Source organism: Mycobacterium sp. 4858, from assembly GCF_900240975.1.
Classification (GTDB): Bacteria; Actinomycetota; Actinomycetes; order Mycobacteriales; family Mycobacteriaceae; genus Mycobacterium.
This window is the reverse complement of sequence record NZ_LT968775.1, coordinates 614,288-635,380: the sequence shown is the minus strand read 5'-3', so window position 1 is coordinate 635,380 and position 21,093 is coordinate 614,288. Positions and strand designations below refer to the sequence as shown.

General features: G+C 67.8%; 23 protein-coding genes. 12 read left to right on the top strand and 11 right to left on the bottom strand.

Features of this window, described 5'->3' with window-relative positions:
* Positions 1-142 precede the first annotated feature (142 nt).
* From C1737_RS02920 to C1737_RS02905, 4 genes are read left to right on the top strand one after another with little or no spacing between them, the layout of a single operon-like run.
* Positions 143-655 (top strand): helix-turn-helix domain-containing protein, encoded by a 513-nt coding sequence (locus C1737_RS02920; RefSeq protein ID WP_102417171.1) that lies wholly within the window; start codon positions 143-145, stop codon positions 653-655.
* Positions 656-699: 44 nt separating this feature from the next.
* Entirely contained in the window at positions 700-1,572 is an 873-nt protein-coding gene (locus tag C1737_RS02915) for an alpha/beta fold hydrolase (protein ID WP_158243944.1), read from the top strand.
* Positions 1,573-1,575: 3 nt separating this feature from the next.
* Complete coding sequence (locus C1737_RS02910; RefSeq protein WP_102417169.1) at positions 1,576-2,373, top strand: HD domain-containing protein; 798 nt, start codon at positions 1,576-1,578, stop codon at positions 2,371-2,373.
* A complete protein-coding gene (locus C1737_RS02905; RefSeq protein WP_067917498.1) occupies positions 2,370-2,759 on the top strand; it encodes a MauE/DoxX family redox-associated membrane protein in 390 nt (129 codons plus the stop codon). Before C1737_RS02910 ends, C1737_RS02905 begins: the two co-directional genes overlap by 4 nt.
* A gap of 95 nt (positions 2,760-2,854) precedes the next feature.
* Here C1737_RS02905 and C1737_RS02900 read toward each other — a convergent pair whose 3' ends face one another.
* A complete protein-coding gene (locus C1737_RS02900; RefSeq protein ID WP_102417168.1) occupies positions 2,855-3,442 on the bottom strand; it encodes a TIGR03086 family metal-binding protein in 588 nt (195 codons plus the stop codon).
* A complete protein-coding gene (locus tag C1737_RS02895) occupies positions 3,442-4,014 on the bottom strand; it encodes a hypothetical protein (protein ID WP_068096766.1) in 573 nt (190 codons plus the stop codon). Before C1737_RS02895 ends, C1737_RS02900 begins: the two co-directional genes overlap by 1 nt.
* 127 nt (positions 4,015-4,141) lie before the next feature.
* Between C1737_RS02895 and C1737_RS02890 the strand changes: the two genes are divergently transcribed.
* On the top strand, positions 4,142-5,026 hold the full coding sequence (locus C1737_RS02890; RefSeq protein ID WP_067917581.1) for a DMT family transporter: 885 nt from the start codon (positions 4,142-4,144) through the stop codon (positions 5,024-5,026).
* Here C1737_RS02890 and C1737_RS02885 read toward each other — a convergent pair.
* The gene (locus C1737_RS02885) at positions 5,018-5,383 is read right to left on the bottom strand and encodes a VOC family protein (RefSeq protein ID WP_102417166.1); all 366 of its coding nucleotides are present in this window, start codon (positions 5,381-5,383) and stop codon (positions 5,018-5,020) included. The two genes, C1737_RS02890 and C1737_RS02885, sit on opposite strands and share 9 nt — an antisense overlap.
* Before the next feature lie 154 nt (positions 5,384-5,537).
* Here C1737_RS02885 and C1737_RS02880 point away from each other — a divergent pair, with 154 nt between their 5' ends.
* From C1737_RS02880 to C1737_RS02870, 3 genes are all read left to right on the top strand, one after another.
* Positions 5,538-6,290: a sensor domain-containing protein gene (locus C1737_RS02880; RefSeq protein ID WP_102417165.1), complete on the top strand. Its 753-nt coding sequence runs from the start codon at positions 5,538-5,540 to the stop codon at positions 6,288-6,290.
* Positions 6,291-6,535: 245 nt separating this feature from the next.
* Positions 6,536-7,858 carry a magnesium transporter MgtE N-terminal domain-containing protein gene (locus tag C1737_RS02875; protein WP_102417752.1) on the top strand — a complete coding sequence of 441 codons (1,323 nt, stop codon included), beginning with the start codon at positions 6,536-6,538 and terminating at the stop codon, positions 7,856-7,858.
* Positions 7,855-9,486, top strand: a complete 1,632-nt coding sequence (locus C1737_RS02870; RefSeq protein WP_102417164.1) for an Nramp family divalent metal transporter — start codon at positions 7,855-7,857, stop codon at positions 9,484-9,486. Before C1737_RS02875 ends, C1737_RS02870 begins: the two co-directional genes overlap by 4 nt.
* On the opposite strand, the gene C1737_RS02865 is transcribed toward C1737_RS02870, so the two are convergent.
* Positions 9,476-10,501 (bottom strand): TIGR03617 family F420-dependent LLM class oxidoreductase, encoded by a 1,026-nt coding sequence (locus C1737_RS02865; protein ID WP_067917484.1) that lies wholly within the window; start codon positions 10,499-10,501, stop codon positions 9,476-9,478. The genes C1737_RS02870 and C1737_RS02865 overlap by 11 nt on opposite strands.
* Positions 10,502-10,747: 246 nt before the next feature.
* Here C1737_RS02865 and C1737_RS02860 point away from each other — a divergent pair, with 246 nt between their 5' ends.
* Positions 10,748-11,260: a hypothetical protein gene (locus C1737_RS02860; protein ID WP_233214632.1), complete on the top strand. Its 513-nt coding sequence runs from the start codon at positions 10,748-10,750 to the stop codon at positions 11,258-11,260.
* Between the two features lie 21 nt (positions 11,261-11,281).
* Here the strand turns inward: C1737_RS02860 and C1737_RS02855 are convergent, their stop codons facing one another.
* Both C1737_RS02855 and htpG read right to left on the bottom strand, forming a co-directional pair.
* The gene (locus C1737_RS02855) at positions 11,282-11,497 is read right to left on the bottom strand and encodes a hypothetical protein (RefSeq protein ID WP_068096751.1); all 216 of its coding nucleotides are present in this window, start codon (positions 11,495-11,497) and stop codon (positions 11,282-11,284) included.
* A 103-nt stretch (positions 11,498-11,600) separates the two neighbouring features.
* Positions 11,601-13,547: a molecular chaperone HtpG gene (gene htpG / locus C1737_RS02850; protein WP_102417163.1), complete on the bottom strand. Its 1,947-nt coding sequence runs from the start codon at positions 13,545-13,547 to the stop codon at positions 11,601-11,603.
* 120 nt (positions 13,548-13,667) lie between these two features.
* Here htpG and C1737_RS02845 point away from each other — a divergent pair, with 120 nt between their 5' ends.
* Complete coding sequence (locus C1737_RS02845) at positions 13,668-14,285, top strand: TIGR03085 family metal-binding protein (protein WP_068096746.1); 618 nt, start codon at positions 13,668-13,670, stop codon at positions 14,283-14,285.
* Between the two features lie 11 nt (positions 14,286-14,296).
* On the opposite strand, the gene C1737_RS02840 is transcribed toward C1737_RS02845, so the two are convergent.
* The 3 genes from C1737_RS02840 to C1737_RS02830 all read right to left on the bottom strand — a co-directional run bounded on the left by C1737_RS02840 (position 14,297) and on the right by C1737_RS02830 (position 17,540).
* Complete coding sequence (locus C1737_RS02840; protein ID WP_102417162.1) at positions 14,297-15,844, bottom strand: class I adenylate-forming enzyme family protein; 1,548 nt, start codon at positions 15,842-15,844, stop codon at positions 14,297-14,299.
* Positions 15,841-16,686 carry an acyl-CoA thioesterase domain-containing protein gene (locus C1737_RS02835; RefSeq protein ID WP_102417161.1) on the bottom strand — a complete coding sequence of 282 codons (846 nt, stop codon included), beginning with the start codon at positions 16,684-16,686 and terminating at the stop codon, positions 15,841-15,843. The genes C1737_RS02840 and C1737_RS02835 overlap by 4 nt, the downstream gene beginning before the upstream one ends.
* A gap of 134 nt (positions 16,687-16,820) precedes the next feature.
* Positions 16,821-17,540, bottom strand: coding sequence for a VIT family protein (locus C1737_RS02830; RefSeq protein WP_067917579.1), 720 nt, complete (start codon positions 17,538-17,540; stop codon positions 16,821-16,823).
* Between the two features lie 348 nt (positions 17,541-17,888).
* Between C1737_RS02830 and C1737_RS26550 the strand changes: the two genes are divergently transcribed.
* Together C1737_RS26550 and C1737_RS02825 are read left to right on the top strand one after the other, a co-directional pair.
* Positions 17,889-18,554 carry a chitin-binding protein gene (locus C1737_RS26550; RefSeq protein ID WP_142393417.1) on the top strand — a complete coding sequence of 222 codons (666 nt, stop codon included), beginning with the start codon at positions 17,889-17,891 and terminating at the stop codon, positions 18,552-18,554.
* Between the two features lie 247 nt (positions 18,555-18,801).
* On the top strand, positions 18,802-19,125 hold the full coding sequence (locus C1737_RS02825) for a hypothetical protein (RefSeq protein ID WP_102417160.1): 324 nt from the start codon (positions 18,802-18,804) through the stop codon (positions 19,123-19,125).
* Between the two features lie 7 nt (positions 19,126-19,132).
* Here the strand turns inward: C1737_RS02825 and C1737_RS02820 are convergent, their stop codons facing one another.
* Together C1737_RS02820 and C1737_RS02815 are read right to left on the bottom strand one after the other, a co-directional pair.
* Positions 19,133-19,768 carry a class I SAM-dependent methyltransferase gene (locus tag C1737_RS02820; RefSeq protein ID WP_102417159.1) on the bottom strand — a complete coding sequence of 212 codons (636 nt, stop codon included), beginning with the start codon at positions 19,766-19,768 and terminating at the stop codon, positions 19,133-19,135.
* Positions 19,765-20,697, bottom strand: coding sequence for an SAM-dependent methyltransferase (locus C1737_RS02815; RefSeq protein ID WP_067917466.1), 933 nt, complete (start codon positions 20,695-20,697; stop codon positions 19,765-19,767). Before C1737_RS02815 ends, C1737_RS02820 begins: the two co-directional genes overlap by 4 nt.
* Between the last annotated feature and the right edge of the window lie 396 nt (positions 20,698-21,093).

Genomic DNA, 21,093 nt, shown 5'->3' with positions numbered 1-21,093 from the left:
GTGTCTGGCTGCGGTCGGCAGCAACGGGTGGATGGAATCGTATTCAATACCGTATGAGCAATAGTAACGGGCTAGGTTGCGGACCCCGCGGTCTGTGACGGCGCTAACAATCAAGCAACCGCCGGCGGCCTAAACTTGCACCATGCCACTTGGGCGCGACTACACGGGCCAGAGCTGTGCGCTCGCCCGTGCGCTGACGATCCTCGGCGAGCGCTGGACGCTGCTGATCGTCCGCGATGCCTTCCACGGGTTGACCCGCTACGACGAATTCCTTCGCAGCCTCGGGCTGGCGACAAATGTGTTAAGCGCTCGGCTGCAGAAGCTGGTCGATCACGGCGTGCTGGAGCGCAGCGGGTCGCGCGGCTCGTACCACCTGACCCCAAAGGGCCGCGACCTGTTCCCAGTGGTGTTGACGCTGACGGCCTGGGCCGACCGACACGAACCGGGTCCGGACGGCCCCGAGGTCCTGATCCTCCACACCGGCTGCGATCACGAGGCCGGTGGCGCGCTGCGATGCGAGCACTGCGACGAACCCATCGGGCTGCGCGACCTGCGCGTCGTGCCCGCGCCCGGTGCCGTCGGAGCGGATGGCGAGCCGACCACCCTGACACCGCCTCAACTGGCTGCGTGGGAAGGCCGTCCGGCGCGACATTGAGTCGCGCCATTGCCGACCTACTTGCACCATGCAAGTATGCTCTCATGTCGATCAGTGCCGATCTTGGCCAGGAGCGTCGCGTCGTCATCCCGCAAGGCGCGATCAACTACCGCGACCGCGGCGATGGCCCGCCGATCGTGTTCGTGCATGGCGTCGGCGTCAACGGCGATCTGTGGCGAAACATCGTGCCGCGCTTGGCCCGCAGCCATCGATGCATCACGCCAGACCTGCCGTGGGGCTCGCATTCGCTGCCGCTGAAAGCCGATGCAGATCTGTCGCTGCCCGGCATGGCCCGGATCACCGCGGACTTCATCGCCGCCTTGGGCCTCGACGACGTCACGATCGTCGCCAACGACACGGGTGGCGCCGTCGCGCAGGCGCTGGTGGGACGCCACCCTGAACGGATCGCCCGCCTGGTGCTCACCTCGTGCGACGCGTTCGAGAAGTTCCCGCCGACGCCACAGAAGTACCTGGAGGTGATGGCACGCTCGCGGCTACTCACCTGGATCGTCGCCTACACGGCGCAGTTCAAGGCGATCCAGCGCCTGCCCACTGCCTACGGGTTTGTGACCTCACGGCCCATGCCCCCAGACATCATGCGCTCCTTCACCGACCCCGTGCGCCTCAACCCGGGAGTCAGGCGCGACTTCCGGCGCATGCTACGAGCGGTCGACACGAAATACACGTTCGAGGCCGCGGACCGGCTCACCGGCTTCGACAAACCCGCGCTCGTGCTCTGGGCCGACAACGACAAGATCTTTCCCCGCGACCACGGACGGCGGCTGGCAAAGCTATTGCCGCAAGGCCAATTTGAACTAATCGCCGGCAGCCGCACCTTCATCCCCGAAGAGCAGCCCGATCGCCTTGTCACCGCGATCGAGGGCTTCCTTGACGCACACCCGACGAGAGCGGAGTGACCGATGGTCCACACGCCCCCGGTTGGCTCGCTGGAATGGGAAAGACGGGGCGGCCCGCCGCTGTCGGTGCCCCAGCGCCTGGCTCTGCTCGCCGGCACCGGCGCGGTGCTACTCGGTGACGCCGCTCCCCGACTGCGCTGGGCGCTCCGCCGCTTTCCTATTGCCGCACCCGAGGTTCCCCGAAAAATCGACCTGGCGCAGTGGGCACCGCCGCGCACGGACGCAGTCCGCGCGGCCGAGGAGCGCCTGCGCGCCGTCGCCAGCCCGCAGATCGTCAACCACAGTTACCGCACCTATTACTTCACGGCCATCCGCTACGAGTTGAGCGGTCACCCCGACCCAATCGACCGCGAAGCGCTTTGTGTCGCAGCGCTACTCCACGACGTCGGGCTCTTCGACCCCGGTCGGCGAGGGTGCTTCACCGTCGCCGGCGCCAGACAGGCTCGCGAGATCGCGGCGGCCGCCGGGTGGACGGGCTCACGTCAGGACAGCGTGGCCCTGGCCATCACGACCAACCTCAACCCGTTCGTCCCGGCGCACCGATACGGAGCGATAGCTCACTGGCTCCGTGTGGGCGGATTGGTCGACGTCCTGGCCCAGCAATGGGCGCTGCACCCCGACAACCTCGACGAGATCCTCAACCGCTACTCCCGAGACGGATTCGCCGAGGACACCGCCCGACTCGTCAAGGAGGAAGCACGCCGAAACCCCGGCTGTCGATTCGCGTGCTTTGGACCGATCTTTCCCACGGCGGTCCGCTGGAGCACATTCACCACGGCACAAGACACAATAGGTCGATGACCACCCCCCTCGCTGGATCCGACGCGACCCAGAACACGGCCTACCGCATCGCGGCAATGCTCGTGGGCGTCGGCACCCTGCACTTCCTGGCGCCCAAGCCGTTCGACGACATCGTCCCCGCCGAGCTGCCCGGCGACGCGCGGCTCTACACCTACGCATCGGGAGTCGCCGAGATAGTCATCGGCGCGCTCTTGGTGCCACCGCGCACCCGACGGCAGGCCGCGCTGGCGGCCGCCGCACTCTTCGTCGGCGTGTTCCCGGCCAACGTCAACATGTGCCGGTTGTGGTGGGGCAAGCCCTGGCCGATGCGCATCGCCGCGCTGGCCCGGCTGCCGCTGCAAATCCCGATGATCACCACCGCGCTCAAAATCAGACGCAACAGCTGACGCCCCGGGGGGTCACCCACGGCGCATCCGTCCCTGCCGGCGGCAATGACTCGTGGTGGATTTGTGACTGATGCGACGCAGGGGCTGAATGCAAATCAGTTGTGCCGCACGGCCCCGGCGTCGACTGAGCGCCCGAGAAAAGCCATGAGTCGAGCAGTCGGTGTCGCATCATCCGGCGCGGCCTGGGCCGGTCCGAAGCCGCCCGGTCGCCGCAACATAGGCTCCGGCAGCGACTCCACCAAACCGCGGCACAGCCCGAGCAGGTCCGCGGGCAGCTCGATCAGCCGCCCTTGCGAGCGGTGGATGTCCCAGGCGTGCATGGCCAGGTCCGAAACCGGAAAAGTCAGCGCCCGGCGCAAAGGGACCTGGCCTTCCGGCGATTTCCGCATCCCGTCGAGGTCGGCACCCGGCAGCGCGTCGTCCAGCCGCGTTGCCAGTCCACGAAGCCGCCCGGCCGGGTCGTCGCAAACCCAGTCCGACGGCGCAGAGGGACGATCCCAGATTTCACCGTCCTCGACGAGCGTCACCACCTTCGCTGCGCTGCCGGTCACGTGACCCACCAGATCGCGCAGGCTCCAGCCCTCGAGGTTGGACGGGCGGTCCCAGTTCTCCGGCGGAATCCGGTCCACGGCGTCGATGAGCAGGCCGATCGCCTCGGTCGCCAGCACACCGATGTCACTCATCAGCCGCGCTCCCCTGCTGCAACCGCCGGATTGACTTGCGCGCTTTCGCCTTCGGCCGTGCGATGGAGCCAGACGAACTTGTTCTGTCCTGCGGCGCCTGCCAGGAATGGCCGCACGAGCAAGGGATAAGCCTCCATCGCCGCTGCCCGCGGGATTAGCTCGGGGTTTTCCAGCGCATACTGTGCGCCGTTCCAGGTGAGCCTGCAGGTGCGGGCGGCCAGCACGTTGTCCAGCCAGTCAACGTGGGGGTACGCCGCCGCGAGCACGAAACCGTCACCGAGCGGATAAGCGCTGAGCGGCGTCACATAGGTTCGGCCACTTCGCCGCCCGACGTGCTCCAGTGCGCTGAGGTTGAAGTAGAGCATTCCCAGTCGGGTCCCGGCGATCTTGCGCAGGTAAGGATTTCCCCGCTTGGTGAGCTGCCGCGTCCAGTCGCTGATGCGTCGTACCCGCATCAGCGTTCCCCAACCGAGCAAGAGCAGATACAACGCCGCCAGAATGCCGGCGACGGCGGCGGGTGGCCACACCAGCACACGCAACAACCGTCGGTTTGTCATGGTGGCGACCTCCACTGTCTGCTTTCTGCGCGCAACGTGACCCGAGATTCCGCCAGATGCCACCCAACCGTCTAGGGTCGCAAGTCCTTGGATCGGTTGGCAAGGTGAGACGTGCGTCGGGCTGATGGGACAGGAGATCTCGGTGGGCAGAGCAGACATCGCGGCGGTCCTTGCGGTCGCGGCCGCCCTGATGGTGGGCATCGGCGACGTCATCCAGCAGCGATCCGCCCAACAGGTCACCGACGAACCGGTGGGCACCCTCGCCCTGTTTCGCCGGCTGCTGCGCGACCGTCAGTGGTGGACCGGCAGCCTGGTGGCCGGCGCCGGGTTCGGGTTTCAGGCCGCCGCGCTGGGCTTCGGCTCGGTGGTGCTCGTGCAAGCGCTGTTGGTGACGTCGTTGCTGTTCGCGTTGCTCATCAGCGCCCGGGTGAACCACCGCAGAATTACTGCCTGGCAAGCGCTTTGGGCGGTGTTGCTGGCGGCCGCGGTGGCGATCGTGGTGACGGTCGGCGACCCCCAGGAGGGGACTCCCCGCGGGTCGGTGCACATATGGACGATCGTGGCGCTGGTGATGGGTCCGGCGCTCATCCTGTGCGTGATCGGCGCGCGCATGTTCCCGGGCGCGGTCGCGGCGCTGTTGCTTGGGCTGATGTCCGGCTCGCTGTGGGGACTGTTCTCGGTCTTGACCAAAGGCGTGGTCGACCAGCTCGACCACGGCATCCCCGCCCTGCTCCGCACACCCGAGTTGTACGTGTGGGTGGTGGTGGCGATCGCGGCCACCGCCTGGGAGCAGTCGGCGTTTCGGGCGGGCCCGCTCACCGCGTCGCTGCCCGCGGTGACCGTCGCCGAGCCCGTCGTCGGATCGGTGCTCGGTGTCACCGTGCTGGGCGAGACGCTCCGGACCAACGATGTCGGCCTGGTGGCGCTGGGCGTCTCGGTCGCGGTCATGGCCGCGGCGACGGTGGCGCTGGCCCACAGCCAGGCCGCCGCCCCGCCGGCCGGCGAAACGCCCGCGGTATCAACCTGATTGGATGCGCGAGCCAACGCGGTGCGCGGTGCCGTCCGGATCGACGTAGGCGAATTCGCGCAGACCATAGTCCGTGTCCTGCGGTGGGATCAGGCGGCCATCGAGGCCTTCCAGCGCCGCCCACTCCGCGTAGAGAGCGTCGGCGTCGCTGACGTAGAGATACACGCCGGCGGCCGTCCGCAGCGGGTCGTGCTCGTCCCATTCGGTGAGGTGGATCGACACCGGTCCGCGGTCGGCGAACCCGTAACGCTCGGGGCCGTCGTATTTGCGTGCGTCGAACCCAAGTCGTCGATAGCGGTCGATCGCGGCATCGAGGTCTCGGACCGGCACGATCGGCGCCACCGAGGTGAAGTTCACTGCGGACACCCGGGAACATATCGCTTGGTGCGGATTTTCCTCGCAGGAGAAGGCTGCTGTCGTAGGCTTCGTTGGCGAACAACTCGTGAACACCCGACGCGCTGGGGGCGCGCGAAGATGCTCGAGAGGGAACTCGAGCAGGAAGGGCCTCGACATGCGCCAGCTGAAAACCGCAGTCGCCGTTGCCGCCTCCGTCGGAATCCTGCTCTGCGGTTGCGCCCACAAAGAAGGGGGCGGCGCCGCCTCGCCGTCCACCACGACCACCACGGCGGGGCCGAAGGGGCCCCTGACGAAGGACCAGCTGGCCAACCTCATGCTCAGCCCGACCGAGCTGGACACCGCGCTCGGCGTCACGGGTACTTACAGCGACCCGCCGAAAACCGCTCTGGTACTAGACCCGGTCAAGCGCAGTGACTACACGGTTCCCCCCGAATGCGCCTATGCCATCCGCGCGGCCCTGGAAGGCGTTTACGCCGACAGCGGGAACAGCGCGGTCTACGGCTACCACGACGTCGCACCCGCTCCCCCGGGTGCGACCGACATGGAAAGGCCGGACGTCGATCAGTTCGTGGTGTTGTTTCCTTCGCCGGATCAGGCGACCGCATTCTTCACTGCCTCGTCCCAGCGGTGGCCGGCCTGCGCCAACCGCCAGGACACCGTTCCCGCTGAGGGCGGTCAACCGGAACTGCAGTGGAAGGTCGGCGACGTTGCCACCACCAACGGGGTTGTGCGCGCCGCCGTGACGGTGACCGTCACCGCTAACGCCGGGAACGTCACCATGCCGTGTCAGCGGGCGCTGACCGTCCGCAACAACGTCGTCATCGACGTCGACGCGTGCCGCAAGGACGTCGGAGACCTCGGCGTCAACATCGCCAACCAGATCGCTGCAAAGGTCGACAAGCAATAGGCGGGCAACAGGGTGGCGTACCGGCGCGCGTCCCCCGAACCCCTCTGGCCGCCCGGCGTTCACCTACCTGCAGTAGCTGCTCGCCGGGACCCCGGCGTACGATCTTGCGGCCGAACCCGGTCAAGCCACAACACTTGCGCCACCACCGATACTGGCGGTAAGCCGTAGCTGCACACGTTGTCGCGGAATCGTTTCGGGCGGTCGGTCGTGGGGTGTCGAAAGGGAACTGAATGAGCGCATCGGAGATGGCGGCCGAAACTGGCGGGGGGCGGCCGGTGATTCACCTCTCACAGTTGCTGCGCGCCCCGGTGCTGGCCCGCGCCGGGGAGACCGTGGGGCGGGTCGAGGACGTGATCGTGCGACTGCGCGGCACCGACGAGTATCCACTGGTGACCGGCATCGTCGCCGGGGTCGGCGGGCGGCGGGTCTTCATCGGTGACAAATCCATCGATGAGTACAACGCCGAGCGAGTTCTGTTGACCAAGAACAAGGTTGACCTCCGCGGCTTCGAGCGGCGCGACGGTGAGGTGCTGTTGCGCGCCGACGTGTTGGGCCACCGGCTGATCGACGTCGCCAACGTGGAGCTGATCCGGGCGTACGACGTGGAGCTGGAAGATACCGGCGCCGGGTGGATGCTGACGCGCGTGGACACCCGACGGCCGCCACGGTTGTTCGGGCTGATCAAGCAGTCCGGTGGGCACGCCGCTCGCGATTGGAAGGCATTCGAACCGCTGATCGGCGACGCTCGCTCGGACGCCGTGCGGCGCTTGTCGGATCGCTTCGGCGAGTTCAAAGCCGCCGAGATCGCCGACCTTCTCGAGGAGGCGGACAAGGCCGAGGGCGGCGAGATCCTCGACCGCGTGCGCAGCGACCCCGAACTCGAAGCGGACGTGTTCGAAGAGCTGGAGCCGGAAAAGGCAAGCCGCCTTCTCGATGGCATGCCCGACAACGAGGTCGCCGGGCTGCTCGGCCGGATGCGCGCAGACGACGCCGCCGACGCGATCGCCGATCTGCGCCAGTCGCGGCGGCGACGGGTACTAGAACTGATGCCCGGCCCCCAGCGCACCAAGGTCATCACCTTGATGGGGTTCAACCCCGAGAGTGCCGGCGGGCTGATGAACGTCGACTTCGTCTCCTGCGCCGCGACCAGCACGGCGGCGGAAGCGTTGAGGTTGCTCGCCACCGCCCACACCATCCAGCCGGAGGCGCTCATCAAAGTGCACGTCCTCGGCGAGGACGGGCGGCTCGACGGTGTGGTCTCGGTGATCACGCTGCTGCAGGCTGCCGCCGGTGAAACCCTTGAGGGACTGATGGATTCGGATCCCGTGCGGGTCACCGCCGACGCCGACCTGACCGACGTCGCGCTGTTGATGGCCGACTTCAATCTCTATTCCATCCCGGTCGTCGACGACCAGGACCGCGTGCTCGGGGTGGTCACCGTCGACGACGTGCTGGAGGCCACCATCCCCGAGGACTGGCGGCGGCGCGAACCCGCGCCGCGTCCCGTCCGCGAGCCCACCCAACCCGGCGACCAGCACACGCGCGCGCCGGGAGGTAACGGGCTGTGACCACGGGTAGCGAGGAGACGGCCCGTAGCGCGGTGCTCGACACCGCGCACCTGGGTGACATCGAGGGCGCGTTCGGACGGATCAGCGTCGGCGAGACCGAGCACCCCCGCACCTGGAAGACGCGGCTGCTGACCCTGCTCGCGATCGTCGGCCCGGGAATCATCGTCATGGTCGGCGACAACGACGCCGGCGGCGTGGCGACCTACGCCCAGGCGGGTCAGAACTACGGCTACTCCCTGCTGTGGGTGCTGCTGCTGCTGGTGCCGGTGCTCATCGTCAATCAGGAAATGGTGGTCCGGCTCGGCGCGGTCACCGGCGTCGGACACGCCCGGCTGATCAACGAACGGTTCGGCCGTGGCTGGGGCTGGTTCTCGGTCGGGGACCTCTTCCTGCTCAACTTCCTCACGATCGTCACCGAGTTCATCGGCATCTCGCTGGCCGCCGAATACATCGGCGTCTCCAAATACGTCGTGGTGCCGATCTCGGCGGTGGCGCTGGTGGCGATCATGGCAAGCGGCAGCTTCCGTCGTTGGGAGCGCGCGATGTTCATCTTCATCGCGATCACCCTGCTGCAGATCCCGATGCTGCTGATGTCCCATCCGCAGTGGGGTCAGGCCGCCAAGTCCTTTGTAATGCCCAGCATCTCGGGCGGGGTGAGTTCGGACGCGGTGCTGCTCATCATCGCCATCGTCGGCACCACCGTGGCCCCCTGGCAGTTGTTCTTCCAGCAGTCCAACGTCGTCGACAAACGCATCACGCCGCGATTCATCGGCTACGAGCGCGCCGACACCGTGCTGGGCGCCTTCGTCGTCGTCATCGGCGCGGCGGCCCTGGTGATGACTGGCGAATGGGCGGCGCGCTCCACCAACACCGTCGGCGGTTTCACCGACGCCGGCGCGACGGCGCACCTGCTCGGCCAACAGCGCGGCGCGCTCGGCTCGATCTTCGCGATCGTCTTGATGGACGCCTCGATCATCGGCGCCGCGGCGGTGACGCTGGCCACCAGCTACGCCTTCGGCGACGTGTTCGGCCTGAAGCACTCGCTGCACCGCGGATTCGCCGACGCCAAACAGTTCTACCTGTCCTACACCGCGATGGTGGCGTTGGCCGCGGCCATCGTGCTCATCCCCGGCGCGCCGCTCGGGTTGATCACCACCGCGGTTCAGGCCCTGGCCGGCCTGCTGCTACCGAGCGCCAGCGTCTTCTTGCTGCTGCTGTGCAACGACCCACAAGTGTTGGGGCCGTGGGTCAATCGGCCCTGGCTCAACTGGGTCGCCGGGCTGATCGTCGGCACGCTGTTGCTGCTGTCGGGAATCCTGATGGCCACCACGCTGTTTCCCAAACTCGACGTCGTCGCGGTGGCCGGCTACCTGGCTCTGTCCCTGGTCCTTCTCGCCGTTGCCGCCATACCGGTGCTGCGCTTGATGGCCCGACGCCAACCGGCGCTCCCCGCCCCCCAGCTGCCGGCGCGCGGCGTGGACCGCAACGCCTGGCGCATGCCACCGTTGACCCTGCTGGAGCCGGTCGTCTGGTCCCCGGGCACCCGGCTCGGGATGATCGCGCTGCGCGGCTACCTGGTGATCGGCGCGCTGCTGTTGGTGGTCAAGGCAATCCAGCTCAGCCACTGACCGCGTCGCGTATCCGGCGGGCCACCTCGCCGTACCGCTCGAAACGCTCCGGGTCGCCCACGGCGTTGTAAAGGACCAGGCGCGTGGCCTTTCCGGCATATTTGTCCGTCAGCGCGCCGGCCAACCCGTCCCACGTCGACTCGGTGGCGAAGGCGGCGATGTGATCGTCGCTGACTTGGGCCGCCATCCCGGCAAAGTCCCCGGCCTTCTGCTTTTCCCGGATCCGGGCCGTCGTGCCCTCGAACCCCGCCTGGTCCCAGATGAACGCGTAGTTGGGTGTGCTGCCGTAGAAGGCCATGCTGGCGCGCACCGCTTCTCGTTGTTTGTCGCGCTCTTCGTCGGTGTCGCCGACGATGGTCATCACCGGCACGATCACTGCGAGGTCCGACGGCGAGCGGCCGGCTTTCGCCGCCCCTTCGGCGATGCTGGGCAGGACGTGGCGGTCGATGTAGCCCGGCTCGCCGATCGGATGCACGTGCACCCCGTCGGCCACTTCGCCGGCCATCCGCAGCATCCACGGGTTGACCGCTGCGATATCGACTTTCGGATCGGGCGTCGCGATCGGGCCCGGGCTCCATTGCGGGGTGATGAAGTCGAGGTCGTAGAAGTCGCCGTGGTGCTCAAGCGTCCCGCTACGAAACGCCGCAAAGCACGCCTTGACGGCGAACAAGTAGTCGCGCAGCCGCGGGCCCGGCCGCTCGAACGCCACTCCGTAGCGCCGGACGACGTGGGTGCGTACCTGGGTGCCCAGGCCCAGCCGGAAGTTCCCGCCGGTCGCTTCCTGAAGCTCCCAGGCCGTGGCGGCAGTGATGAAGGGACTGCGCGGAAAGGCCACGGCCACCCCCGTGGACAGCTCGAGACCCGGCGCGGCCTGGGACGCGACGGCGGCGTTGAGGTAGGCCGTCCGGCCCGTCTCGGTGAACAACAGGCCCGAGAACCCCGCGGATTGCGTTCGCCGGGCCAGGTCGCCGATCTGCTGCAGCGGCTGGGGGACCGTCATCGCGTCGACGTGCATTCCTCGGAGCCTACGTGGGGCCCAGCGGTGCGTTGGCCGCGGCACGACGGCCGCCCCTTGCTGGGCGGCCACTTCACGGTGTTAGCTCGGTAGTCAGCAGCAACCACCGCCGTTTCGTTAACAGGAGGCTCGCGAACATGCTTCGTGGATTGATCACGGCTGGAGCAATCGCCGTGGGGATTGCCCTCGCTCCCCTGGCTCAGGCCGCACCGTTGACCACGACGACCCAATAACGTTGGCGCCTCGATGTCTGTGCCAGCCGCGCGATTGATCGCCGTCGTCTCGATGGGATGTGCCGGCCTACTGGCGTGCGGGGCCCAGCACGCCGCGCCGCCCAGCCCCTCGAGCTCGAGCGTGACCAAACCGGTAGCGTCCAGCAGTTCGAGCGCGCCGCACGGCCCGGCGGAATCCCCCACGGCCACGACCACGCCGACCTGCGTCGGGTTGTCCATCTGTCCGCCACCGCCACCCGACGCCGAGGGGAATCCGGCGTGCTACTACGCCGACGGCTGGCGCGCCGATGACACCGGGTCTGGAATCGAGGTCTGGTATTTCCGCGACCCGAAGAACCCGTCCGGCCCGGAAAAGATCACGGCGCTCGTGCGCAAGAAGGACGGCACCACCGAGTCGCAGGACGCCGATATCGAACCGGGCCAACAGGTGCATCGCTTCGGATTCCCCAACGCCGCGCCGTCCACGGTGCAAGAGGTGCTGTTCAGCAGCGCCACCGGCCGCTGCTTCGTGATCGGGCCCGGCTGAAGCGCGGGCCCCGGTCGACGATTAGCGCTTTGGGGGACGGTGGCTCACCGGTGCGGTGAAGCCCTGAGTGTCGTCAAAGTGAGCCCACTGGCCGTCGTCGTTGACTTCCATGCGCCAACCGAGCTCGGTACTGCCGCCGATCGAATGGATGAACCATGCGTGCGCGGACTCCGCGCTGGCAAAATCCCTCGTCGCGACGACCCGGCCACGTGGGTCGATAACGCGAAACTCAACCATGGGATGTGATTATCCCTGCCAGCGACTTTTCAATCGGCTAATCGCCGATTTGCGGGCAAAGCCGAACGCGAACGCTGCTACGGCAACTCTGGCAAATCCCGGGCTAGACGGTGCGGGCCAACCGGTCGGCGAGCAGCTCGGCGAACCTCGCCGGGTCCTCGAGCGCGCCACCTTCGGCGAGAAGCGCTGTGCCATAGAGCAATTCGGCCGTCTCGGCGACTTGGGCAAGTTCCGCCTCGCCGGTCGCCTGCTGTTGCGCCGCGCGCAGTCCGGTCACCAGCGGATGGTTCGGATTGAGCTCGAGAATCCGCTTGCCCACCGGGATGTCCTGCCCGGAGGCACGGTAGAGCCGGGCGAGGGCAGGGGTGATGCCGAAGACGTCGGTGATCAGGCAGGCCGGCGAGTCGGTCAGGCGACTGGAAAGCCGTACCTCCTTGACATGTTCGCTTAACGTCTCCTTCATCCAGTTCAGGAGGTCGGCGAACTCCTTCTGCTGCTCCTCGCGCTCCGCTTCGCTCTCGTCGCCCTCGGAACTGAGGTCCACCTCACCCTTGGCGACCGACTGCAGCGGTTTGCCCTCGAACTCGGTCACCGTTCCCACCCAGACCTCGTCGACCGGGTCGGTGAGCAACAAGACCTCGTAGCCCTTGGCTTTGAACGCCTCCAGGTGGGGCGATTTCAGGATCTGTTGGCGCGTCTCCCCCGTCGCGAAGAAGATCTGCTCCTGACCCTCCTTCATGCGCTGCACGTACTCGGCGAGGGTGGTCGGCTCCTCCTCGCTGTGCGTCGAGGCGAACGACGAGATCTGCAGCAAGGTCTCGCGGTTGTCGAAGTCCGACAGCAACCCCTCTTTGACGACCCGCCCGAACTGGGTCCAAAAGGTGCGGTAGTCGTCGGGCCGCTCGGCCTGCAGCTCCTTGATGGTGGAGAGGACCTTCTTGGTGAGCCGCCGGCGGATGGCCTTGATCTGCCGATCCTGCTGCAGGATTTCGCGGGACACGTTGAGCGACATGTCCTGTGCGTCCACGACGCCCTTGACGAAGCGCAGGTATTCGGGCATGAGCTGGTCGCAGTCGCCCATGATGAACACCCGCTTGACGTAGAGCTGGATCCCGGTCTGGGCGTCGCGGTTGAACAGGTCGAACGGGGCGTGGGACGGGATGAACAGCAACGCCTGGTATTCGAAGGTGCCCTCGGCCTTCATCGCGATGATCTCGAGCGGGTCGTCCCAGGCATGCGCGATGTGCTTGTAGAACTCCTTGTACTCCTCCTCGGAGACGTCTTCCTTGGGCCGGGCCCACAGCGCCTTCATCGAGTTGAGGGTCTCGACCTCTTTGGTGACGGTCTCCTCGCCGCTCTCCCCCTCTTCGTCCGAGGTCGCGGGCGTCCGCCGCTCGACCTCCATCCGGATGGGCCACGCGATGAAGTCGGAGTACTTCTTGACCAGGCCCCGGATCTTCCATTCCGAGGTGTAGTCGTGGAGCTCGTCCTCGGTGTCTTCGGGCTTGAGGTGCAAGGTGACCGACGTCCCCTGCGGAGCGCCGTCGACGGCTTCGATGGTGTAGGTGCCCTCGCCGCTCGATTCCCACCGGGTGGCTTCGCTCTCGCCGGCCTTGCGGGTGAGCAGCTCGACCTTGTCGGCGACCATGAAGCTGGAGTAGAAGCCGATGCCGAACTGGCCGATCAGTTCCTCGGAGGCGGCCTCGTTCTTGGCCTCCCTCAGCTGCTGACGCAGCTCGGCGGTGCCCGACTTGGCCAGCGTGCCGATCAGGTTGATCACCTCGTCGCGCGTCATCCCGATGCCGTTGTCGCGGATGGTGAGCGTCCTCGCGTCTTTGTCGACCTCGATGTCGATGTGCAGGTCGGAGGTGTCGACGTCGAGGTCCTTGTTGCGAAATGCTTCCAGCCGCAACTTGTCCAGTGCGTCGGAAGCGTTCGAGATCAGCTCCCGCAGAAACGAATCCTTGTTGGAGTAGACGGAGTGGACCATCAGGTCCAGCAGTTGCCGTGCTTCCGCCTGAAACTCCAGCTGCTCGACACGCGCGTTCATGGCTTTCCCTACGTCTCTTCCCAGGTCCCCTCGGGGACGTTGACGAGTCAAATTTACCGAGTTGCGAAGCGCAGGCGCTTGGGGGTTCGCCCTCGTCCCGCCGGCCTCTAGGCTGAGGCCATGTCTGTTGCTCAACGCGAACGAGCCGCCCTGGTGGAGACGATGCGCGCCGTGGGACCGGAGGCGCCGACGCTGTGCGAAGGGTGGAAGACGCGCGACCTGGCCGCCCACCTCGTGATCCGGGAGTATCGGCCCGACGCCGCTCCGGGCATCTTGATCCCGTTCTTCGCGTCGCACACCGAGAAGGTGCAGAACCAGGCGGCCGAGCAGGGGTGGGACGAGCTGGTCGACAAGGTGGCGTCCGGTCCGCCGGTCTACTCGCCGTTCAAGCTGCTCGATCCGGTCGCCAATGTTGCCGAGATGTTCATCCACCACGAGGACGTGCGGCGGGCACAGCCGGGCTGGCAGCCGCGCGCCCTCGAACCCGAGCTGAGCGCCAGGCTGCGCCGCACCCTGCCCCTGATGGCGCGGCTCACGCTGGCCAAGCTGCCGGGCCGGGTGGCGTTGCGCACCCCGGAGGGCAAGACCCTACTCACGGCGGGACGCGGCCCCGCCGTCACGGTGACCGGTGCACCCGAGGAGCTGTTGCTGTTCTCGGTGGGGCGAGCCGCGCAAGTGGAATTCGACGGCGACGCTGCGGCGGTCCAGGCCGTCCGCGAAGCGCCCAAGGGGCTATAGCGCCCCTGGCTTCACCCGAAGGCTTGGCGAAGGTCCTTCTTGATGACCTTGCCGAACTGGTTGCGCGGCAGCGCATCGACGATCACCAGGCGCTCGGGATGCTTGTAGCGGCTCAACCCGCTCGAATGACAGTGCCGCACCAGCGATTCCAGTGATACCTCTTCGGTCGCGGGTACCACCACCGCGCATACGCGTTCGCCGGTACGCGGGTCCGGGACGCCGATGACCGCGACGTCGGCGACCGAGGGATGGGTGGCCAGCACATTCTCGACTTCGAGGGCCGAGACATTCTCCGCGTTGCGAATGATCGCATCCTTGATGCGCCCCGTCACGCGCACATTTCCCTCCTCGTCGACCAGGCCGAGATCGCCTGTGCGAAGCCAGCCGTCGTGGTCGAACGCGTCGACGTCGAGAGCGGGGTCGGCGTAGCCCAGGAAGCACTGGGGTCCCTTGAGCCGCAACTCACCTTCCTGCCCGGTGGTCAGTTCGGTTTCGTCGGCGCCGACCACCCGGACCTTGACCCCGGCCGTCGGCGTGCCGACGGTGTGGTCGAGCGAGTCAGGTGAGGCGGTGAGCGACGGGGAAGCCGCCACGGGGAACTCGGTGAGGCCCCACGCGTTGGCGATGCCGGGCAGGTCGAAGGCTTCTCGGACCTGGCGGCCCAGTTCGGCGGTGATGGGCGCACCGCCGGCCAGGCAGCCGCGGAGGAAGGGGAACAGCGGCCGGTCGCCGTGGGCTCGCTGGGCCGCGAGGAAGCCGACGAAGAACGGCGTGGCCGTGCCCAGAAACGTCGGGTTGTGCGCCGCGATGGAAAACGGTGTGGTCGCGGGGTCGAATACCTCGAACAGTGCCAACCGCATGCCGGTTTGCAGCGCTGCTGCCAGCATCACCGCCCCGCCGATGTGCGCGACCGGAAACGCGATGGGATCAACGTCGCTGTCGGTGATGCCGACCGCGCCGACCAGAGCCATCGCACCGGCGATCACCGATGCGTCGGTATGCCGGATCCCTTTGGGCGCCGCGGTGGTTCCCGACGAGTAGTAGATCCATCGCGGGTCGCCAGCCGAAGCGGGCGGGGGCGCGAGCGCATCGGTTCCTGCGCGCGGCAGCCGGAGCTCGGCGCCTATCGGCGGCGTCGCCAAGTCGAGCGTGATCACCTGGAAGCCGCGGGCCGCGGCCAGGTCGCGCGCCAGCGCGCCGTGCCCGAAGCCGCGCCAAACCTCGGGAACCACAAGGTATTCCGAGGACAGCTGCTCGGTGATGAAGCCGACCTCGCGTTCCCGCAATATCGGGATGATCGGGTTTTGCACCGCGCCGAGCTGGGCCAGCGCGGCCATCACGACCATGGTTTCGAGCGTGGTGGGCAGCTGCCACGAGACGACCGTTCCCGCGCCGATCCCGCGTTCGGCGAACGCGGCGGCCGTCGCACAGGCGGCGTCGTGGAACTGACGTGCGGTCAGGCGGCGCCCCTGGTCGTCGGCGAGCAACGGCCGCGGCGATGCCGTCTTCGCCGCGTCGGCGATCAACGTCCAGTAGGTGACGCCGCTTCCGATGCTCATTCGTTCGTCGGATTGACCTGCGTCGGGCGGAATCCGGAGTGCGCTATCGCGACCGACACGCCACTGCCGATGGGACCTGTGCGGTCGACGAGGACGGCCGACCCGGTGGCCACCCCGTCGTGGCTGTAATGGGTCAGGGAGGCCATGCCGATGTGCGGGCCTTCCGGCAGCCGGCTCAGCGTGAGCGTGTAGTCGACGTTGATGAACTGCAAGCCGTTCGTGCCCCAATTGGCAAGGGACGCCGTGATATCGGCCGCCATGGCGGCGCGGGTGAAGGGGGTGAGCGGTTCGCCGTCGATGAGCGAACGTGTCTCGTACAGCCAGGTATATTTCGGGCCCGAGGTGTCGGCCCAGTCGGGGTCGCGATTCTGCAGTTCGGTGCCCCAGCCGTAGGTGCGCATGAAGAGCGTGGGTTGGGCGCCGTCCTCGAGGGGCAGCGGCGGCATCTGCGGTTGCGGCGACCACACCTGCCCCTCCGGCTGGGGGCCGCGGCGCAGGAACAGCGCACTCCCCCGCGCGACCGGGGCGTCACGCTGGGTGACGACGGCCTCGACGAGCCGCAGGCGCCGACGGTCGTGGTGCACGGTGGTGTGCACCTTCATGGGTTCCAGCGCGACCGGTGCGGGAAGGTCGACGGTCAGCCGGGCGGGTTGCAGTTCCGGGTCATCGACCGCGCGTTCGAGCGCCCAGCCCAGCAGGCCACCAACCACATGCCCGCTGAGCGATGGACCCCACCCACCGCGGGCGATCCGATTTGGCACGAAACGGCTTTCGTCACGCGAGAAGTACGGCGCCTGCGCCGCTGCAGCAACGTCATCCGGCACGACATTGGTCTCGGTCAATGCACGACGCTCCGCCCAGAGATGGATCCCTCGTGTGAGGATGGCAACAGTAGATATTACAGTTTGCTCGCCAGTCTCAACGGGCCGACCTGTTGCGGGTCAATTGTGCAGCCGAGCAACGGCGTTGGCGCGCGTCAGGCGATCGCGGCGCCCACCAGGTGGCCGATCGCGTAGGTGATCGACAGCGCGAGGCCGCCCCCGATGACGTTGCGCAGCACGGCCGGGCCCCTGGGCGCCCCACCCAAACGGGCCGACACCGCCCCGGTCATCACCAGCGCGGCGAGTACGGCCGCGACGGTGACCGGGATTCGCCACGCCGCCGGCGGCGCCAGGATGGCGATCAGCGGCAGCAGGGCGCCGACCGCGAACGACAGCGCCGACGACGACGCCGCCTGCCACGGGTTGGTGAGCTCATCGGGATTGATACCGAGTTCGACTTCGGCGTGGGCGAGCAGCGGATTGTGGTCGGTCAGCTCCTCGGCGACAGTGCGGGCGGTGGCCGCACTCAGGCCTTTCGCCTCGTAGAGGGCGGCGAGCTCGTCCAACTCGGCGGCAGGATCGTCGCGCAGTTCTTGGCGCTCCTTGTGCAACAGCGCCTTCTCGGTGTCACGCTGGGTGCTGACCGACACGTATTCGCCCAGCGCCATCGACACCGCCCCGGCGACCAGTCCGGCGCTGCCGGCGGTCAATACCGGGGCGCGTTCTATCGTCGCGGCGGCAACGCCCACCACGATGCCCGCCGTGGAGACGATTCCGTCATTGGCGCCCAACACTCCGGCGCGCAACCAGTTCAACTTCGATGAGACCGAGCCCTGATGCGGTTCGGCGGGATGCGGATGCGACGGACTCGACACGGCCGCAACGATATACGCCGCCACGCCGGCGGACTAGCATACGTAGCCTTGCCAAAGCAGTGACGACGTCTCGGCCGCGGCGTTTTGCCCGAAGGTGGCCGCGGCGGGCCGGCGTCGATTCGCGACACATAAACGTCTGCGACGACTCGCCGTCACAAGTCGCCGTGGCTTATCTCTCGCGGTTCCCGGCGCCGTCCGCCCCCCTTCCGCCACGTCAACACGCAGGTCGGCGCGCCCCAGAGGTTCTGCATGGACCACTCACAGCCGTTGCATAGGGAAGCTATCTAGGGTCGGTCGGGTAAGGGGGGATTCTGAGGAGTTCACCAGCCGATAGACAGGTGAAGGACTATGAAACTTAAGCAAATACTCGGGGGGATCACCGTCGCCGGCGCTCTGGGAGCCGCCGCGCTGGGTATGAGTGCCGGTGCGGCCAACGCCGCTCCGGGTGCGCCGCCCGGCCCGGCCGGCAGTCACGGCGGGCCAGCACCCGGAGGTATCCATCCACCGAACGCACCGGGTGATCCGGGCGGCCCCGGTGGTCCGGGCGGACCCGGCGGTCCGGGCGGACCGGGTGGCCCCGGTCACCCCGGCGGCCCCCAGGGCGGACCCGGCGGACCCGGCGGACCCGGCGGTCCCGATCATCCGGGCGGACCGGGCGGACCCGGTGGACCCGATCACCCGGGCGGACCGGGCGGACCGGGCGGACCCGGCGGACCCGATCACCCGGGCGGGCCTGGGGGTCCCGGCGGTCCCGGCGGACCCGGTGGGCCGGGCGGCCCGTGGCACGGAGACCCGCAGCGTGGCTACTTCCGCGGCGCACCTTGGGGTGACGGGCCGGCACCCTGGGGGCCCGGCGAGCCGCCGCGACCCGATTGGGACAGGCCACTCCCGCCGCCTGGCGGGCAATGGGGATACGGCCCGATCAACTACTGGGGTTACCAGGAGACGCCCATGTGGGATGACGGATTCCACCAGTGGGGGTTCTGGTTCTTCGGAGTCTGGATTCCGCTGTAAACAGCAGTGACCACAGCGCCCGCTTCGCCACTTGGCGAGGCGGGCGCTGTGCTGCCGTCCGATGAACGAGCCAGGCCGCCGGGGCGACGCGTGCGGTGGTTGCTCAGGTGGGACCTTTGGCCTTCGGGCGGGGGCCCTACGCCATCCCATAGATGCCGTATGACCCTCGTTTGACGTGTCTCGATAGCGAAACATCGAGGTCACGGATTGGGCTCAAAGCTGAGCAATTGACCGGACAGGAGGCGCGATGACCTCGCCAGAACTTCGCGTGAGCCCGCTCTACGCGGGCACGGTTGTCGTCGCCGTCGTATCGGGAATCTGCGCATTGGCCGCGCTTGCCGCCGGATCGCCGCTTCAGTTCGGTGTCGCGTTGGCGATATTCGCCGCGGGGTGGATCGCCGCCGACTTCATCGAACGAGCGGCTGCGCCCGGGCAGCAGCGTTTGGCTCGATGTGAAGTCACCGTCGCCCCCCCGCTGCCCGCTTACCGGCCCTCGCGCGTCGTGCACGCCGGTCAGTGCGAGCATTTCTCGCGGCCGGCTCCGCGGGTCGTGAGCAAGTTCGCCGCCTGACGATCGATCAGCTCTTGGTGCCGACCGTAATCAGGTCGGGAATGACCTGCGTCCACATCGGTCGCCGAACGCGATGCTGATCGCTGATTGCAAACCCGGCACCCTCGAACAACGCGCGCATCTCCCCCGGCGACGCATTGTGCTGCGGCTTCCATCTGTTGGCCGAGGGTGCTTGCAGCAGCGGTTGCCGGGCGCTCAAGGCCGCGACGGCCACCAACCCGCCCGGCGCCAGGACGCGGTGGAATTCGCGCAACGCCGCCGGCTGATCGAAGAAGTGGAACGCCGAGGTGGTCACCACCGCGTCGAGCGCACCGTCGTCGAACGGCAACTGTTCAGCCGGGCCCCGCAGCCACCGCACCCGGTCCGTCCTGGCGCGGGCGCGGGCGAGCATGCCGTCGGACATGTCGACACCGAAGATCTCGTCGGGCACCAGCTCTCGGGCGATCCGGTCACTGAGAATGCCGGTGCCGCAGGCGATGTCGGCGATCTTGCGGGCCCGATGAGCGCGCAGCTGCGCAATCACCTCATCGTGAGGCGGGCGGTAAACCCACCGCTGGAGGAACGGCAGATCGTACGCCGGGGCCAGAACACTCCACAGCCGCGTGACCGTGTCGTTGAGCCCCCGCCTACTCGGTGCCGTCATTTGCCCAGCACGGAGCTGTAGTAGATGGTGTCGGCGACCGACACCGAGTCGTTGGTTTGCGGAATCGCGGCGAGCCCGCTGCCGGCCAACAGCTCGCTCATCTTGGTGCCGACCGTCCGCCACCCCAGGTTCTTCAGATATTCGGCAACGTCGTTGCGCTCGCCCTCGAAACCCAGCTCCTCCCAATCCAACTCGAAGCCGTGGTCACGCCACTTGGCGGTGGCCCTGCGCATCATCTCCCGTGCCTTCTCGACGTCCTGTTGTGGCCGGTCCGGGATGGCTTCCACGGCCAGCCTGCTGCCCTCGGCGCTCAGCGCGGAGATGTTGTCGAGCAAGCGATCCTGCGCGTCCGGCGGCAAGTACCCGAAAAGGCCTTCCGCGATCCAGGCCGTCGGGCGGCTCTTGTCGAAACCCGCTTCCACCAACGCTTTCGGCCAATCGCGTCGCAGGTCAATCGCGACCGTGCGCAGGTCGGCCTGCGGGGCGGCGCCCAGCTTCGCCAGTGTGGTGGTCTTGAATTCGATCACCTCCGGCTGGTCGATCTCGAACACCGTCATGTCGGCCGGCCACGACAACCGGTAAGCGCGCGCGTCCAGGCCGGACGCCAGGATGACGGCCTGACGGATGCCCGCCTGCGCCGCCTCGCGAAAGAACGCGTCGAAGAACCGGGTACGAGCGGCCATGGCCGCGGGCATGTGCTCGAGTTTCCACCCGGAGTCGTGGTCGTCGACGTCGGCGGCGTCGAGGTCACCGTCGACCCATCGTGTGAAGAAGTCCACGCCGACGGCGCGAACCAGCGGCTCGGCGAACCGGTCCTCGATCAGCGGAGTGTCGGCCTTGGTGGCGATCGCCCGGGCCGCGGCCACCATGGTGGCCGTCGCGCCGACGCTGGTGGCCAAGTCCCACGAGTCGTTGTCTGTGCGTGGCATGCGCCTGTTTCCCCCTCGGAGTGAAGCGATACTTAGCCACTATAACGACCGCGAGGTGCTGTGGGTTCCCGCGTGTTTCGCGGCAGGTCGCCGCGGGCCCGGGGCGTGGTTGTGGGTCCTACCGGGGGCCGGGGCCGCCAGGCCCACCCGGTCCACCCGGCCCGCCGGGGCCGCCAGGCCCACCCGGCCCGCCGGGACCACCTGGTCCACCCGGCCCGCCGGGCCCGTTCACGGCGGGGACCGCGGGAACGCATTGATGCAAGTCCACGCTCCACACGAACCCTTCAGCGCAATTCGGGTCGGCGCGGCTGATGGCCGGCGCGGAAATCGCGATTGCCGGCAATGCCGTCAAAGCGAGCGCGAAGGCGCCGAAAGCCCAACCCCGTAACAGGTGCT

Excerpts from the sequence above, each read along its gene's own strand:
- C1737_RS02915 (WP_158243944.1), top strand. The coding sequence starts at position 700 with ATGTCGATCAGTGCCGATCTTGGCCAGGAGCGTCGCGTCGTCATCCCG.
- C1737_RS02875 (WP_102417752.1), top strand. The coding sequence starts at position 6,536 with ATGGCGGCCGAAACTGGCGGGGGGCGGCCGGTGATTCACCTCTCACAG.
- C1737_RS02920 (WP_102417171.1), top strand. The coding sequence starts at position 143 with ATGCCACTTGGGCGCGACTACACGGGCCAGAGCTGTGCGCTCGCCCGT.
- C1737_RS02820 (WP_102417159.1), bottom strand. The coding sequence starts at position 19,768 with ATGACGGCACCGAGTAGGCGGGGGCTCAACGACACGGTCACGCGGCTG.
- C1737_RS26550 (WP_142393417.1), top strand. The coding sequence starts at position 17,889 with ATGAAACTTAAGCAAATACTCGGGGGGATCACCGTCGCCGGCGCTCTG.
- C1737_RS02900 (WP_102417168.1), bottom strand. The coding sequence starts at position 3,442 with ATGAGTGACATCGGTGTGCTGGCGACCGAGGCGATCGGCCTGCTCATC.
- C1737_RS02825 (WP_102417160.1), top strand. The coding sequence starts at position 18,802 with ATGACCTCGCCAGAACTTCGCGTGAGCCCGCTCTACGCGGGCACGGTT.
- C1737_RS02860 (WP_233214632.1), top strand. The coding sequence starts at position 10,748 with ATGTCTGTGCCAGCCGCGCGATTGATCGCCGTCGTCTCGATGGGATGT.
- C1737_RS02855 (WP_068096751.1), bottom strand. The coding sequence starts at position 11,497 with ATGGTTGAGTTTCGCGTTATCGACCCACGTGGCCGGGTCGTCGCGACG.
- C1737_RS02840 (WP_102417162.1), bottom strand. The coding sequence starts at position 15,844 with ATGAGCATCGGAAGCGGCGTCACCTACTGGACGTTGATCGCCGACGCG.
- C1737_RS02865 (WP_067917484.1), bottom strand. The coding sequence starts at position 10,501 with ATGCACGTCGACGCGATGACGGTCCCCCAGCCGCTGCAGCAGATCGGC.
- C1737_RS02880 (WP_102417165.1), top strand. The coding sequence starts at position 5,538 with ATGCGCCAGCTGAAAACCGCAGTCGCCGTTGCCGCCTCCGTCGGAATC.
- C1737_RS02905 (WP_067917498.1), top strand. The coding sequence starts at position 2,370 with ATGACCACCCCCCTCGCTGGATCCGACGCGACCCAGAACACGGCCTAC.
- htpG (WP_102417163.1), bottom strand. The coding sequence starts at position 13,547 with ATGAACGCGCGTGTCGAGCAGCTGGAGTTTCAGGCGGAAGCACGGCAA.
- C1737_RS02910 (WP_102417169.1), top strand. The coding sequence starts at position 1,576 with ATGGTCCACACGCCCCCGGTTGGCTCGCTGGAATGGGAAAGACGGGGC.
- C1737_RS02845 (WP_068096746.1), top strand. The coding sequence starts at position 13,668 with ATGTCTGTTGCTCAACGCGAACGAGCCGCCCTGGTGGAGACGATGCGC.
- C1737_RS02815 (WP_067917466.1), bottom strand. The coding sequence starts at position 20,697 with ATGCCACGCACAGACAACGACTCGTGGGACTTGGCCACCAGCGTCGGC.